Source organism: Lachnospira hominis (ex Hitch et al. 2025) (assembly GCF_040096395.1).
GTDB classification, from domain to species: Bacteria; Bacillota; Clostridia; order Lachnospirales; family Lachnospiraceae; genus Lachnospira; species Lachnospira hominis.
Genome location: NZ_JBBMES010000010.1, coordinates 15,284 through 31,663, shown reverse-complemented (window position 1 = coordinate 31,663; position 16,380 = coordinate 15,284). Strand labels below are relative to the sequence as shown.

The following is a 16,380-nucleotide window of genomic DNA, read 5'->3' as shown; positions in this document are numbered from 1 at the left end:
TTCTTAATCAGCCTGCTGTTCTTGCTATATCTGTAACGCCTTCGATATTTCTAAGCTTTTCTACAAGCCTGTTAAGCTCATCTTTTCCATGTATGTCAAATCCAAGATTAATTGTTGCAATACCTTTCTTATTAACACGGCTGTTCATAAATTTAACATCTATGTTAGCTTCTGTAAATATTCTTGATATATCTACAATAAGTCCGGTTCTGTTAGCTGCAAAAATATTAATCTCAGTGCTGTATTTATCAGCAGATGAATCAACCTGCTCCCATTCAGCCTCAATGAGACGTTCTCTCTCATTTTCAGGGAAATTAATAACATTTACACAGTCTGTACGATGTATTGTAACACCTCTTCCTCTTGTTACAAATCCGACAATCTCATCACCCGGCACCGGATTGCAGCACTTTGAAAATCTTACGGCTACATCATGTATGCCTTTGACTACTATACCGCCACGTGTTTTTTTATATTTATCTTTATTCTTTGCTTCCTGCTGTACAATGCCTTCCAGTACATCATTATCAGTAACTTCGGCTTTCTTGCGTTTTTCATTTTCCTCAACAAGCTTATTGACAACCTGACCTTCCTTTAATCCGCCATGTCCGACAGATGCCAGAAGTGAATTCCAGTCTTTAAAGCCATACTTGTTAAGTGTCTTTTCCTGATTTTCAGGTTTCATAATATCAGAAAGAACAATGCCTTTTGTCTTACAGTAATTAGTTATAAGCTCCTTGCCCTTTAAAATATTATCTTCTTTTAACTCCTGCTTAAACCATTGATTAATCTTGTTTCTTGCCTGCGTGCTCTTGACAATATTAAGCCAGTCACGGCTCGGTCCTTTTGAATTCTGCGATGTGATAATCTCAACTCTGTCACCGCTCTTTAATTCATAATCTATGGTTACAAGTTTGCCGTTGACTCTTGCACCTACCATCTTATTGCCGACTGCACTGTGAATGCTGTATGCAAAATCAACAGGACATGAACCGGCCGGAAGATTCTTGACATCACCTGTAGGTGTAAAACAATATATATTATCTGAAAAAAGATTCAAATCACTCTTAATAGAAGAAAGAAATTCTTTGTTATCAGACATCTCTGTCTGCCATTCAAGCATCTGGCGAAGCCAGCTAAGCTTTGCCTCTTCATTGGAAGGTGCACCGCTCTTGCCTTCTTTATATTTCCAGTGTGCCGCAATACCATACTCAGCAGTTCTGTGCATCTCATAAGTACGAATCTGCACCTCAAACGGCTGTCCGTTAGAAGCAATCAATGTTGTATGAAGCGACTGATACATATTAGGCTTAGGCATTGCTATATAATCCTTGAAACGTCCCGGGATTGGCTTATACATCTCATGTATTACACCGAGTGCGGCATAACAGTCCTTTACTGTGTCAACCTTGATTCTTACTGCAAAAATATCATAAATCTGGTCAAGTGTCTTATTCTGGTTGACCATCTTTCTGTAAATAGAAAAGAAGTGCTTTACTCTTCCGTCAATCTCTGCCTCAATTCCGGCATTGCTTATGTGCATTCCGACTTCTTTTATAATGCTCTTGATAAATGCTTCCCTGCCGGGTCTGTTGAGATTTACCTGCTCAACAAGATCGTTGTATACATCAGGCATAAGATATTTCATTGAAAGGTCGTCAAGTTCAACCTTAATCTTTGAAATACCGAGCCTGTGTGCAATAGGAGCGTATATTTCCATAGTCTCTCTTGACTTTTCAATCTGCTTAGCCGGTGACTGGTATTGCATTGTTCTCATATTGTGAAGTCTATCGGCAAGCTTTATCATAATTACACGGATATCTTTTGCCATAGCAAGAAACATCTTACGAAGATTCTCTGCCTGGACTTCTATTTTATCATGCTCATAGTTGAGCTGTGTAAGCTTTGTAACACCATCAACAAGAAGTGCAACTTCAGAGCCGAATTCTTTTTCTACATCTTCACTTGTCATAACTGTATCTTCAACTACATCATGCAGAAGACCCGCTATAATCGACTCCTTATCAAGCTCAAGTTCTGCAAGTATAATTGCAACACAAAGAGGATGAATTATATATGGCTCCCCCGACTTTCTCTTCTGTCCTTCATGTGCCTTATAAGCGACCTTATATGCTTTCTCAATATCAGATAAATTCGATGATGGATGATATTTTTTAATCTCTGTGATTAAATCCTGATAAAGCACCTCCGGGCTTGTGAAATCCGCAGGAGTATCCACCGGTCTCTCAACTTCTTTTGTTTTAATATTCTTATCCTGTTCAAGTACAATCTTTTCCGGCATACCATTACCTCCGCTTCATCATCAGCTCCAGCTGTGTCTCTTTCTAGTTTTAATATTAATTATATATTCTACCATCTGAAAATACAAGTAGTCAATTACTGTATAATCCCTTGTTTTTCACGAAAACTGAGCATTATACATACTGTAATAGAACTGTTTTTTATCAAGCAGTTCCTGATGTGTTCCCTGCTCTACAATATTGCCGTCTTTTACCACAAGAATCCTGTCTGCATTCTGTATTGTAGACAGTCTGTGTGCAATGACAAAGCATGTTTTATTTTTCATAAGTTTGACCATTGCACCGGATATATCCGCCTCTGTTACTATATCAACATTTGACGTCGCCTCATCAAGTATGAGCATTGACGAATCAAGAAGCATTGCTCTCGCAATCGTAAGCAGTTGTTTCTGTCCTTTTGAAATATTTGTTGCATTTTCAGTAAGCACAGTATCATAACCATCAGGCAGACTTTCAATATATCTGTGAATCTTTGCTGCTTTAGCTGCTTCTATAACCTGCTGCCTTGTAGCATGTTCATTACCATATGCAATATTTTCGTACACCGTTCCGTTAAACAGCCATGTATCCTGTAAAACCATTGCAAAAGATTTCCTTAAATCCGACATTTTATAATCCCTGTAGTTTTTATCATCAATGCTTATCTTGCCGCTGGCAATATCATAAAAACGCATAAGAAGATTAATTATTGTTGTCTTTCCGGCTCCTGTTTCACCTACTATTGCTATTACCTGTCCGGGTTTTGCTGACAGACTTATATCTTTAAGTATCATCTTATCTCTTACATACCCAAAGCTTACATTATCAAAATCAACTTTTCCTTCTACATTACTAAGGCTGACTGCATCAGGCTTATCTACAGGCTCTTTCGGTTCATCAATAAGCCTGAACACCCTTTCTGCCGCTGCAATTGCAGACTGGAATTCGTTCAGTACATTTGCTGCCTCATTGATAGGACCTGAAAATTTTCTCGAATAAAGTACAAACGAAGAAATATCACCAATTGAAATCTTAGCTCCGATGTATAATACAGCACCAAAGACAGATATGCATGCAAGCGAAAGATTATTAACAAAATTAACACACGGACCTGTCATGCTTCCGAAATACTCTGCCTCATAATAACATTTTACGGCATCATCATTATTTTCTTTGAACTTGTTAATAGTATTTTCTTCCCTGTGATATGCTTTTATTGTCTTATGCCCGCCTATCATCTCTTCAACAAATCCGTTGAGACGTCCAAGTGCTGCTGAACGCTCCCGAAACAATGGTCTTGTTTTCCCTGTAATAAACTTTGTTATAAGAAATGACAAAGGTATTGTTACAACAAATATAAGTATCAGCATCGGAGATATCGAAAGCATCATAAAGAACGAGCCGACAACCGTTATAACACTCGTGAGTATCTGCACAAGGTCAGTTGAAAGCGATGTATTTACTGTATCTATATCATAAGAAATTCTGCTTAATATCTCACCCGTCTGATGTTTATCAAAATATGATACCGGAAGTTTCATAAGGCTGTCATAGACATCTTTTCTCATCTGGTAAACACATTTCTGTGTTATATGTATCATAAGGACAGAAAGTATATAAGACATTACTGAAGATGCAATATAAAATATTGCCATCAGAATACAGTAATGTGTGACTTTTTTAAAATCCACCTGACCGGTACCGGTTATTGCATCAATCGCCTGACCTGAAAGCTTTGGTCCGATAAGTGCAAAAACATTACCCGCAATTGATAAAAATAACGCTGCTGCCATGAGATATTTATATCTCATAAGGTATTTTGACAGTCTCAAAATAGTACCCTTTTTATTGATACTTCTGCTGTTTTTATATATCTCTTCCGCACTTGTTCCCTTTGCAATCTTTGGTCCCATACGGAACATATCTGCACCTGTTTTTGCCATGATAACACTTTCTCCTTTACTGTGTTATTCCGCTCTGAAGACTGCTTATTCTTGCATAAATTGCACATGTTTTAAGAAGCTTATCATGATTTCCGCATGCTGCAATCCTGCCTTCATCTATAACAATTATCTTATCACAGTCAAGCACTGAACTTACTCTTTGTGCAACTATAATTGTAGTTGTGTTTTTTCCCATTTCATCAATATTTTTTCGTATTGCTGCATCAGTCTTGTAATCCAGTGCACTTGAAGAATCATCGAGCACAAGAATCTCAGGATTTCCCGCAATCGCACGCGAAATTAACATTCTCTGTTTCTGTCCACCACTAAGGTTATTTCCTCTTATTGCAAGAAATGAATCGTATCCTTCATCCATCTGGCTTATATGTGAATCAATACATGATGCTTTTGCTGCTTTTTTCATATTCTCGTCAGTTATATTTCTTCCAAGTTTTATATTTTCCGAAACACTGTCTTCAAATATAATGTCATTCTGAAATACAGCACCGAATTTCTCACGCAGAACACCCACATCATAATCACGAATATCTTTTCCATCAATGAATATCTTTCCTGATGAGACATCATAAAATCTCATTAAAAGATTGATAATTGTTGTCTTTCCAGAGCCTGTTGCACCAATAATTCCAAGCTTCTGGCCTTTTTCCAGTGAAAATGAAATATCAGAAAGGTTATCAACGTTTCCATTATATGAGAAACTCACATTATCAAAAACAATATACGGAAGGCTCTCATCACAGCTTTTATTATCATTAGCATCCTGATTCTTAATGTCAGACCGGGCTTGTAATATTTCTTCTATTCTTTCGGCAGATGAACCGGCTCTTGAAAACATAACGAAAAGACGTGTTACTGAGAGCATGGCATTAAGAATTATTGTAAAATATGTAAGAAATGCAATAATTTTACCAGGTGCTGTAAGTCCGGCATTTACACGGACTGCCCCGACAAATATAATCATTACCCAGCCAACATTAAGAAGAAAATTCATAACCGGATTGGTAAGTGCCATTGCTATACCCGCTTTTTTCTCCTTTTCAACGACATCCAGATTGATATTTTCAAATCTCTCACGCTCATAATCACCTTTTGAAAGTGCCTTGATAACTCGTATTCCTGTAATACTTTCACGCACACGGCCTATCATGACATCACTTGCCTTCTGATGCGTGTTATAAAGAGGAATGCCTTTTTTAGCAACATATATGACTACTATTGCAAGAAATGGAAGTGTTGATGCAAGTATTGCCGAGAGCACCGGATCAAGTGTCATAGTAACAATAATCCCGCCAATAAGAAGAATCGGTGCACGCACACCCATTCTCTGCATAGAATTCATAATCTGATGAATATTATATGTATCACTTGTCATTCGTGATATAAGTGTGCTCTGAGAGAAGTTGTCAACCTGTCCGCACGAAAGATTCATAATTGCCGTAAATGTATCATTTCTTAAAACACGCATTGAATCTCTCGCAACTGATGAAGCCATTCTGTTTGCTGTCACATTGCCGAGTACCGCAATAAATGCACAGACAACCATGACAAGTCCCCACTGTACAACTCTCGCAATATCTGCCTCAGGCACAACTTCATCAATAATATATGCAAGTATCCACGGAAGCAGCAGATCCATTACTGTTCCGGAAAATTTAACCATAAACCCCACTACCATGCGTGGGAAGTGGGGTTTCATATATCTGAATATTAAATTCATACTTCAGCGTATGTTCTTTCCATAAATTCTCTTGTTGCGACAGCATTTTCAGGCACCGTATTTTCAAGCGTACAGTGAACATATGGCTTGTATTCTTTTATCTTCTTTAAGAGAAGCGGATAATTAAGGCTTCCTGTTCCGGCAGCAATAGACTTTAACTCATTGCCCTCAACGACATAATCCTTGCAGTGGACTACAGCTATATCATCTCCGAGAAGTTCAAATGCCTTTTCAATAATCTCATCCTGTTTATCGATATTATCAACACAAAGAAGATTTACAGGGTCAAATATAATCTGAAGATTAGGTGAATCAATAGCATCCAGAACTTTTCTTGCTCTCTCAACTGTGTATACAATATGCTTCCACACCGGTTCAATTGCAAATATAACACCAAACTGCTCTGCATATTTTACTATAGGTCTCAGATTTTCTATAAATGTCTCAAGTGCTTCCTCAGAATGATTTGCCGGTTCGTACTTGTATTCTTCGTTAACGGCACCAGTCTCTGTTCCAACAACTCCACAGCCTAAAATACTTGCAAATCTTATATGTGCCTTGTATTTTTCTACTATCTTTTTATGCTGCTCCGGATTAGGATTGCATAAATTAAGATAACAGCCAAGCACAGCCACATCAACTTTATTTTCAGCACACAATTCCTTGATATACATTGCAAGTCCGGGTGTCATTGTGCTTATCTCCGGCTTAAATTCCTTAATTGACTTGCTTAGTGCTATATGCATGCAATGAAATCCCTGATTATGTATATTTGGAATCAGTTCATCAAGCGGTGCATATTTTACATCATGAGCTCTTATACCTATTCTCATATTATCCTCCATTCCGGCACATATAGTGCATTACCATATAATCAATATTTTAATATTACTACGGTTTTTTGGTCTTTGCAAGACATGGCGGATTAATACAATCCATTTTCTGACAATGCCTTGTAATATGTAATAACAGGGATAAAACTCTGAGCAAATCCCTTTGTGCTTGCACCGGCACATATCACTGCATCATCAACAATTTTCTTGACACCGTTTGTCGTTGCTGCCTTTGAATCAATTGTTTTGTCGAATGTCTTTATTCCTGGTTTAAGATACTTCACATCTCCTGTGAGCTCATAAGCTATTGCAAGAGATTCAAGCAAAAGCGTATTATTACCAAGTCTCTGCAGACTCGGAAGTTCTTTATAATAAAATACTCCACATCCAAGCATACAGTTTTCAATAAGATCATCAACAGCACGGATTATCATATCTTTGATATCTTCACGCGGAAATACTCTGTAATATCTCATAACACTGCCAATCGCAACAGAAATCATAAATCCTACACGTATTGTTGTATTGTCTGTATATGGTGCAAGCCAGTAGCCATATTCTTCTTCCCATTTCTTAAAGCTGTCAACAATCCATTCACATTTGTCAATCCACTTTGATTCACCAGTCTCAACATATAATGCCGTCAGTGCTCTTAGTGCCCAGCCTGTTTCTCTTGCATTTGCCTCACCCGGAACAGCATACATTGGTGTATCAAGAAGCTTTAATATATTATTTCCAATTCCAACAGCCGTAGTTAATGCTCTTTCGTCGCCTGTAAAATGATAATAATCAAAAAGGCCTTCAACCCACTCATGCGAACACACCATAATACCATTCTTGCAATGTCCTGCCGTATGTTCCCACTGACCGCCGATTCGTAACGGATTATCACTGTAATGGCACACATCTACATCCATCTGATGCTCTGTTGAAACAAGAAGATAGTCAAGGAAACGTCTCACACCGGTTCTTGCATACTCCAACGCACATGAATGTGGATAATCATATTCATTATTACTCCACACTGTCTTTCCGTTGCCTCTTCCCTGCTGTGTATAATTAGAATCCCATGTGTCGCCCCAGTTAAGCATGCCATAACATCTTGCATGTTCGTCAGCTCTTCCTATAAGAAACATCTCAACATCATCATTTAACTTATCAGGGAAAATATCCGGCATAACTCCGGCATTTTTAAACACCTCAGGAGAAATATATGGTCTGTCAGGCATCTGGTAAATAAGACTTCTGTTATCAATTTCAAGAATCTTCTCATCTGCAGCATGAAAATGCATAAGCATTTTCTGTGTTCTTGCCATTCCCGGCTGCATGATAACCTTGTCTTCTCCCTCCGGAACAAGCATAACAGCAATACCTTCACTGTCTGACTTTACTGCCTTTGGGTAATTTTGCTGTGCCTGATATACAGTTATGCAGAGTCCACCTTTAGCATCTGTCCTGTCAGCAAAAAATGTACCATACAAAACTTCCGCAAAATGCTCATTTGCCTCTTTCATAAGATAATGTGCATCTATATGGCGGTTTACTTCTTCTCCATTTTTTCCTATATAAAAATCTGTCCTATAATTAGAGCTTCCCACCATCGTCCTTACATCCAAAACAGGTGCTTTCTCATCAAAAAGTTCAAGTTCGTGCGTTCCCCTTGTATGAAAAACAGGTCCGGTACAGCTTGTATTATCTGTCATTATATCGCCACATCCTGTAGAATCCGGCTTCTCATCAAAATTCATAGGTTTCATAATATCACTAAGGCGGCTTGAAGAATCAGCTTTTGCATAAAATACAAGTGATGCTATATCAAGTTCTTCCATGCTTGTGTTTATAATTCTGTATGAAAGTTCAACCCACGGTTTTCCGGCATATGCATTAATTCTTATCTCAAACTTTATCTTTTTATCTTTATCTTTTGATACATTTACGCCTTTTGTACACAAAGACACACACACCTGACCGCACTCTATTATATTCCATTCTTCAAGTTCTATATCATAACTTGTTCCATCAGCTTCTTTAAGATATGGGCCGACAAAATTTTCATTTGTATATATCTTATTTCCATCATTAACTTCCTTAAAAATGTATGAGGCATAATCTTCAACCTTAAACTTTAACGCCCCCGTATCAACTTCTATTCCTGTACTACTCTCAGTACATAAAATGTCCGGATTATCATTGACATCTTTACAATCAAGTTCACAATATACTTTTGTGCCCTTATTTGCCGGCAGATCAGCCATAAACCTTACAAAAAGATATCTTATTGATGTGTCATCATATCTTGATGTAACCTTTGCCTGTGTAGGAACCGGTTTTCCATCCTGCATAACGCATACATTATCTTTAGAATATATTTTTCCTTTTTCTACCGGAATACATATTGTACACGGTTCTGCAATCCTTGGATATCTGTAAAGTTTGTCAAAATTAATCTCTATCATAATGCTGTCTTCCTTTCATGTAAAAGTCTTATTTATGTTGTTATTATTTTAACATATATTCTGTATTTTTCCACTGAACTATAGATATTTATATATATTTTTACAGATTTTTAAACCTATTCAACATACTTTTTTTCTGTTATAATATGTAGTGCTAATTAACGTAAGATTGGAGACTGATCATAATGAACTATGCAGAAATCAAATATTGTGATGTAGCCAATGGTCCGGGAGTACGCACATCTCTTTTTGTAAGCGGATGCAGCCATCACTGTCCCGGATGTTTCAATGAAATCGCATGGGATTTTAATTATGGGAAACCATTTACACAGGATACAATTGATTCTATTATCGAATCTTTGAAACCTGATTATATACAGGGGCTTACACTTCTTGGCGGTGAACCATTTGAATACAGTAACCAGAAAGGTCTTCTTCCTCTTGTAAGACAGGTACGTGAAGTCCTGCCACAAAAAGATATATGGTGTTTTACCGGGTTTTTATTTGATAAAGATATCATAGAAAACATGTGTAAAAGATGGAAAGAAACCAATGAACTGCTAAGTTATATTGATGTTCTTGTTGACGGACGCTTTGTTGAAGAGCTTAAAAATCTCAATCTCAAATTCAAAGGCTCTGAAAACCAGCGTACAATCCTTGTAAACGAATCATTGAAAAGCGGCAATGTCATTTTATATGACTTTGATAAATAAACCTTTATTATTTTTAAGAATGGAGACTATTAAAATGAAACAGACTGTAAGATTAAAAAAGTTAAGAGAAGATGCCATTATTCCAGCTTATGGAACTGAGTTTGCCGCTGGTGCCGACCTTTATGCATGCATGGATAAAGATATAACTATAAATCCCGGCTGCACCGAATTTATACACACAGGAATTGCACTTGAGATTCCAACAGGCCTTGTCGGTCTTATTTATGCAAGAAGCGGAATGGCTTGTAAACGTGGACTTGCTCCGGCAAATAAAGTAGGGGTAATTGATTCCGATTACCGTGGTGAAATCATGGTTGCTTTATATAATCACTCTGGTGAAGCCGTTACTGTATCAAAAGGTGAACGCATCGCACAGCTTGTACTTGCACCTTTTATAACTGCCGATTTTACAGAAGCTGATTCATTAGAAGATTCTGTCCGCGGAGAAGGCGGTTTTGGTTCTACAGGAACACACTAATCCACAAAACAAATAAAAAACATGCAAAAATCCACAGACCATAAACATCTTCGTTTATGTCTGTGGATTATTTTATGCAGACAGCCAATGCCTTGCTGGCAGATGCCTACTTATATACAGCATTATCCATTACGATATCCTGTGCTTTCTGAATAATCATATTCTTAACAATCTTATCTTTACCATACTTCTCAACAAATGAATCTTTATCAGAATATCCTCTGTCTTTTGCAAACTGAGGAAGCTCCCCTTTGTAATCATAATCTTTAATTGATATATTTTCCTTATCGGCAATCGCCTGTAAAATCATCTCCTGGGCAACAGCCTTTTTAACATAATCATCAAAGCTCATATTAAATGTCTTCTGGCAGTACTCATCAACTGTTATTCCCTGCATCATTGAATAAAACTTAATTGACTGTTCATAATCACTTGTCTTTGTTGCAAGATAATCCTCCGGATAACCTTTGATTGTACATCTTTCCTGAAGCTTTGTAAGAACAGCTTGTTTCTTTGCTTCAGTTACCTTTTCATCAATAGTATCCTGAATCTCATTCTTGATACTCTCTCTGTATTCAGCAACTGTATCATAATTGTAATATTCTTTTGCATAAGTATCTGTAATCATAGGTACATTAGGCTGTGCAACTGTTTTTACTGTAATCTCAAATACAATCTTACGTCCTGCATACTCAGGTGCATCGCTGAAATCTTGTGGAACTGTAAGTGTAACAACCTTGACATCACCGCTCTTTACTCCGTAAAGTTCATCAACAAACCCTTCAACCGTGAATGTATCTTTTCCAAGTACAATAGAGTAATCATTATCACTGAAACCGGATACCTGCTCTCCACCGATTGAACCCTTAAAATCAATTGTAACTTTATCATCAGCCTGGGCAGCTCTTGTTGTTTCAACATATGTTGTATTGCTCTCAAGATCATTCTGTATTCTTGTATTGATAAGATTGTTCTCTATTGCATCAGTATCAACGCTTACCTCTATGCCCTTATATTCTCCAAGCGTAACATAATCTTCCGCTTTATAATCATAAGTAACTTTAATCTTTGTATTACATGCTGTCATGGAAACCATCATAGCTGCTGACAGCAAACCAATACTTATCTTCTTTAAAATATTCTTTTTCATATTCACTCATCCCACACTTTCATAATCATGAAAGGTCTCTTCAATCAGAAACCAATCTAATAGATAATAACATATCTTTCAACATATGAACAGTGTATATATCATTTTTCACATTTATTTCACAAACTTAAAAGAGGCCCGCTTCAACGATATATAACCGTTAAAGCGACAGCCCCTTCAACTTATAACTTAATATATAATTAAGCAACCTTAGACTTTGCTAACTCAGCAAGCTTTGCAAATCCTTCTGCATCATTTACAGCCATCTCTGACAATACTTTTCTGTTAAGGTCAACATTAGCAAGCTTTAAACCATACATAAATTTGCTGTATGATAAACCATTGATTCTTGCAGCAGCATTGATTCTTGCAATCCATAACTGTCTGAACTGTCTCTTCTTCTGCTTTCTGCCCTTATAAGACTCTGTGAGAGCTCTCATAACAGACTGCTTAGCTACTCTATACTGCTTTGATCTTGCACCTCTATAACCTTTAGCGAGCTTTAAAACTCTGTTGTGCTTTTTCTTTGCGTTCATTCCGCCTTTAATTCTTGCCATTTTATATTCCTCCTTCTATACCGTTTATCTGATTAAAGATAAGGCATAATCTTCTTCATTGTCTTAACATTAGTTGCATCAGTCATTGCTGCGTGTCTTAAATTTCTCTTTCTCTTTGTTGTCTTCTTTGTAAGAATGTGGCTCTTATAAGCTTTCATTCTCTTTAACTTACCTGTACCAGTTACTTTAAAACGCTTTGCAGCGGCTCTTTTTGTTTTTACCTTTGGCATAATAAACCTCCTGAATTTTTAACATGTAGTATTTATATTTTAACGTTTTTCAGTTAAAAACATCATCATGCTCCTGCCTTCCATCTTAGGAGCCTTTTCAACAACGGCTATATCACTTAGCTTCTCAGCGAAATCTGTAAGAATGTGTTTGCTGCTCTCTACATGAGCCATCTCACGTCCTCTGAATCTCAATGTAACTTTTACTTTGTTACCCTTCTCAAGGAACTTTCTTGCAGCGTTGCTCTTTGTATTAAGATCATTGACATCAATATTTGGAGAAAGTCTTACTTCCTTCGTCTCTATTGTCTTCTGTTTCTTCTTAGCTTCTTTCTCTTTTCTGATTAATTCGTACTTATATTTACCATAATCAATCAGCTTACATACAGGTGGCGTTGCAGATGGTGCAATCTTAACAAGATCAACATCAGCCTCTCTTGCAAGTTTCATGGCATCCTTTGCTGACATAATTCCAAGCTGTTCTCCGTCAGCTCCGATTAATCGGATTTCTTTGTCCCTGATTTGTTCGTTAATCATTAAATCGCTAATAACAGTGCACCTCCATAAAAAAAGTGGATAGCAGCAGCCATCCACATACATCACAAAATAAAGACCTGTTATAAGTCATATATTTATAAAGTATAAACCCGAGTCGCCCTTGCGCTAAGGTGAGAGTGGACACTCTGCTTCATTAAAATTCACATCTTTTGTATCTTATCATCATTTGACAGATGTGTCAATAGGATAAATGAAAATATTTTTAATTTACACATTCACCTATATAGTGATATTATATATATGAATATAAAATATTGCAAGCAATTTTATGTTATAAAACAAGGAGGATTTTATGCGTCAATATCTAATTTCAACCGACACAACAGCGGATCTTACTGATGATTTCGTCCGTGAAAATTCTATCGACATACATACTCTTTTTTATGCTTTCGGTGAGCAGCTCTACGGACCTGGAAACGAAATGCCAGTAAAAGAATTCTATACACGCATGCGTAACGGAGAAATGCCTACTACAATGGCATGTAATCCCGAAGACGTTGCAAAAATTTTCAAAAAAAGAGTTGAGGAAGGCTATGATATCCTTCATATTGCTTTTTCTTCAGCACTCTCCAGCAGCTACAACAACTGCTGCATAGCTGCCAGAGAAATAATGGAGGAATATCCTGAATCAAAAATTATTGTAATTGATTCTCTTGCCGCTTCAATGGGAGAAGGGCTTACTGTATATCGTGCTATCCAATTAAAAAACGAAGGAAAATCCATTGACGAAGTAGCTGATTACATTAATGCACACCGCCGCAATTTTGTTCATTTCTTCACAGTCGATGACCTTCATCACCTCTACCGTGGAGGACGTGTTTCAAAGACAACAGCTATTGTAGGAAGTCTTGCCGGTATCAAACCTATTCTTCATGTAAATGATGCAGGTCAGCTTATACCTGTAGGCAAGGTCAGAGGAAGAAAAAAATCTCTTCTCACACTTGTATCAAAAATTGATGAACTCATGGGTTCATATAAAGACGAGACAGATGCAATTTTTATCGGTCATGGCGACTGCCTTGAAGATGCAGAATTTGTAGCATCTAAAATAAGGGAAAAATACAATCACAAAATTGTAATAAACACAATCTGCCCGACTATCGGAGCACACTCAGGTCCGGGAACACTTGCATTGTTCTTCATGGGTGAATCAAGGATTTAATTCCGCAATACCTGAAAGTGCAACATATTTTCCGGAAATCTGGTACCATGTTGCAAAATCAACAACACCAGTCTGAGGCATATCAAATATTTTCTGGAATTTTCTTACTGCTTCCGCCGTTTGCTCGCCGTATATTCCATCCGGCTCAACCGGCGGAATTGCATTATAAAATTCACCAATAAGATTAAGCTGCTCCTGAAGCTGGCGGACTTTTTGTCCTGAAGAACCAATGTCAAGATTGTATCCCGGCCATGATGCAGGAATCCCGCTTATCTCCTCAGCCGTGTTAATATACATTGAATCACCGTAATAATATCTTAATATATCTATAGCACTATAATTCTGGTCTCCAAGATATTTGCTTCCCCACTGGCTCATCCAATCCGGACAGCTCACCCTCTTCCCATCGCAATACTGAGTAAGAATCGGCTGTTTTACATTTGGTCTTGAAAGATACTGGTTAAATATGTCATCAACAATATTCGATATGCTTGTAAATATATTTCTTCCGTAAATCCATTTATGGTCAAATGCCGTTGATGATGTGATTGTAAATTCATATCCTTTATTTCTGTAAAACTCTGTATACACCCTGTTTAATGTAAACGACATAATTGCAAGCACGTTAGCTTTTATCGTTTCAACCGGCCACGTTGAATATATCTCACTGCTTGCCACATTCTTAATATAATCAGAGTATCTCACATAATAATCTGAAGCTGTCGGGTCAGCTGGCACACCATCGTGGACAACAACTGTTTCAGGAACAACAACTTTACTAAGCACAATCTCACCGCTCGTATTTACGGGCTGTATCTCATTTTCAGGTATCTTTGGAGGATACGTTCCAAAAAGAGTATTTGCCGGAATCACAACTACATCTGACGCGGCATCGCTTTCCGTCTGTCCTCCGAGCGATGCCTGCTGTGTACTGCTCACTCCCGAAAAAATTTCAGAACCCGATATAAGCATATCAACATATCCTGATGCGGTAATTTTTACATTATACTCTGAATATGGCTGTGAATCCTGTGGCTCCATGCTATATTCAACCGGAGGTGCAGGAAGTGCTATTGTCGGTGTAAGTCCACTGTCATCAGTAACCAGTTCCTCAATAACACTGTCCGGCCGGCCTGTATATGAAATTTCCACTCTCGCATTCATAACAGGTCTTTTTGTCCGTCTGTCAATTACATTTACTTTGAGATTACCTCTGTCAACCGCATTTTCCGGCCTTTCAAATGTATGCACATAATTAATATTCATAATATTTTCCCATTTATTTTTTTACCATTCTATGCTTCTTTTTGTCCTACAATGAATCATTTAATCCGATTTGAATATAATAATGTGAATATTGTTTTGTAATAAAAGGGGAAAACATGTCTGATATAACTATTGCACTTGATGCAGGCCACGGCGGAAGTGATCCCGGTGCCGTCTATAACGGACGTGCTGAAAAAGATGATACACTCCGCCTTACCCAGGCTGTCGGAAAGATACTTGAAATGAATGGCATTAATGTATATTATGTGCGGGACAATGATGAATATGAAACTCCATTTAAAAAAGCAACCGATGCCAATAATTCAGGTGCCGACTATTTTATTTCAATACACCGCAATTCATCCGAAAAAAATAACCAGTATAGCGGCATTGAATCTCTTGTATACAAAGATTCCGGAATACGCCACACTCTTGCAAAAAATATCAACAAAGAACTTGCCGATGCCGGTTTTGAAGACCTCGGAATAACAGAACGTCCTAATCTCGTTGTCTTAAAAAGGACCCAGATGCCTGCTGTTCTTGTAGAGGTTGGATTTATCAATAGCGATACAGACAATAAGATTTTTGATGAAAATTTCAATGAAATTGCAAGGGCAATTGCCGACGGCATTCTTGAAACAGTCTATTCACAAACTACAAAAACAGATGCCCCCGACACTGGCTCTTCTCCTGACATTCCGGCAAATTACAGTATGCCTGCAAGTCCCGGCATTTCTGAGAACCCCGGCATGCCCGCATGCCGTTGTGACGAAGAGGGAACAAAACTTTACAGAATCCAAACAGGTGCTTACCGCAACAAAGAAAATGCCGACAGAATGCTTGATTCTCTTTTAATAGAAGGTTTCCCTGCATTCATTATATCCGATGACGGTTATTATAAAGTACAGGTCGGGGCTTTTCTTTACCTTACAAATGCAATAAAAATGGAACAGCGTTTACGGCGTTTCCGATATAATACCTATATCGTATATGACTGAA

General features: G+C 37.6%; 14 protein-coding genes. 4 read left to right on the top strand and 10 right to left on the bottom strand.

The window, feature by feature from the left end; genetic code table 11:
• Window positions 1-7 precede the first annotated feature (7 nt).
• The 5 genes from WMO38_RS09705 to WMO38_RS09685 all read right to left on the bottom strand — a co-directional run bounded on the left by WMO38_RS09705 (window position 8) and on the right by WMO38_RS09685 (window position 9,270).
• Entirely contained in the window at window positions 8-2,302 is a 2,295-nt protein-coding gene (locus WMO38_RS09705) for a RelA/SpoT family protein (RefSeq protein WP_349162457.1), read from the bottom strand.
• A gap of 117 nt (window positions 2,303-2,419) precedes the next feature.
• Entirely contained in the window at window positions 2,420-4,243 is a 1,824-nt protein-coding gene (locus tag WMO38_RS09700) for an ABC transporter ATP-binding protein (RefSeq protein ID WP_349162456.1), read from the bottom strand.
• A gap of 16 nt (window positions 4,244-4,259) precedes the next feature.
• Window positions 4,260-5,924 carry an ABC transporter ATP-binding protein gene (locus tag WMO38_RS09695; protein ID WP_349162455.1) on the bottom strand — a complete coding sequence of 555 codons (1,665 nt, stop codon included), beginning with the start codon at window positions 5,922-5,924 and terminating at the stop codon, window positions 4,260-4,262.
• A gap of 53 nt (window positions 5,925-5,977) precedes the next feature.
• The gene (locus tag WMO38_RS09690) at window positions 5,978-6,814 is read right to left on the bottom strand and encodes a sugar phosphate isomerase/epimerase family protein (protein WP_021867240.1); all 837 of its coding nucleotides are present in this window, start codon (window positions 6,812-6,814) and stop codon (window positions 5,978-5,980) included.
• Window positions 6,815-6,906: 92 nt separating this feature from the next.
• Window positions 6,907-9,270 (bottom strand): beta-L-arabinofuranosidase domain-containing protein, encoded by a 2,364-nt coding sequence (locus WMO38_RS09685; RefSeq protein WP_349162454.1) that lies wholly within the window; start codon window positions 9,268-9,270, stop codon window positions 6,907-6,909.
• 185 nt (window positions 9,271-9,455) lie between these two features.
• On the opposite strand from WMO38_RS09685, the gene nrdG reads away from it, so the two are divergent.
• Both nrdG and dut read left to right on the top strand, forming a co-directional pair.
• Window positions 9,456-9,983 carry an anaerobic ribonucleoside-triphosphate reductase activating protein gene (gene nrdG / locus WMO38_RS09680; RefSeq protein ID WP_186836510.1) on the top strand — a complete coding sequence of 176 codons (528 nt, stop codon included), beginning with the start codon at window positions 9,456-9,458 and terminating at the stop codon, window positions 9,981-9,983.
• Between the two features lie 34 nt (window positions 9,984-10,017).
• The gene (gene dut, locus WMO38_RS09675; protein ID WP_349162453.1) at window positions 10,018-10,461 is read left to right on the top strand and encodes a dUTP diphosphatase; all 444 of its coding nucleotides are present in this window, start codon (window positions 10,018-10,020) and stop codon (window positions 10,459-10,461) included.
• A 106-nt stretch (window positions 10,462-10,567) separates the two neighbouring features.
• On the opposite strand, the gene WMO38_RS09670 is transcribed toward dut, so the two are convergent.
• The 4 genes from WMO38_RS09670 to infC form a co-directional block, all read right to left on the bottom strand.
• On the bottom strand, window positions 10,568-11,611 hold the full coding sequence (locus WMO38_RS09670; RefSeq protein WP_349162451.1) for an FKBP-type peptidyl-prolyl cis-trans isomerase: 1,044 nt from the start codon (window positions 11,609-11,611) through the stop codon (window positions 10,568-10,570).
• A 200-nt stretch (window positions 11,612-11,811) separates the two neighbouring features.
• Window positions 11,812-12,168: a 50S ribosomal protein L20 gene (gene rplT, locus WMO38_RS09665; protein ID WP_021867235.1), complete on the bottom strand. Its 357-nt coding sequence runs from the start codon at window positions 12,166-12,168 to the stop codon at window positions 11,812-11,814.
• Between the two features lie 32 nt (window positions 12,169-12,200).
• The gene (gene rpmI, locus WMO38_RS09660) at window positions 12,201-12,398 is read right to left on the bottom strand and encodes a 50S ribosomal protein L35 (RefSeq protein ID WP_021867234.1); all 198 of its coding nucleotides are present in this window, start codon (window positions 12,396-12,398) and stop codon (window positions 12,201-12,203) included.
• A 39-nt stretch (window positions 12,399-12,437) separates the two neighbouring features.
• Window positions 12,438-12,932 carry a translation initiation factor IF-3 gene (gene infC / locus WMO38_RS09655; RefSeq protein ID WP_186836507.1) on the bottom strand — a complete coding sequence of 165 codons (495 nt, stop codon included), beginning with the start codon at window positions 12,930-12,932 and terminating at the stop codon, window positions 12,438-12,440.
• Between the two features lie 313 nt (window positions 12,933-13,245).
• On the opposite strand from infC, the gene WMO38_RS09650 reads away from it, so the two are divergent.
• Entirely contained in the window at window positions 13,246-14,115 is an 870-nt protein-coding gene (locus WMO38_RS09650) for a DegV family protein (RefSeq protein ID WP_349162450.1), read from the top strand.
• Here WMO38_RS09650 and WMO38_RS09645 read toward each other — a convergent pair.
• Window positions 14,104-15,381, bottom strand: a complete 1,278-nt coding sequence (locus WMO38_RS09645; protein ID WP_349162449.1) for a peptidoglycan-binding domain-containing protein — start codon at window positions 15,379-15,381, stop codon at window positions 14,104-14,106. The genes WMO38_RS09650 and WMO38_RS09645 overlap by 12 nt on opposite strands.
• Before the next feature lie 116 nt (window positions 15,382-15,497).
• Between WMO38_RS09645 and WMO38_RS09640 the strand changes: the two genes are divergently transcribed.
• A complete protein-coding gene (locus WMO38_RS09640) occupies window positions 15,498-16,379 on the top strand; it encodes an N-acetylmuramoyl-L-alanine amidase (protein WP_349162448.1) in 882 nt (293 codons plus the stop codon).
• The last annotated feature ends 1 nt before the right edge of the window (window position 16,380 follow it).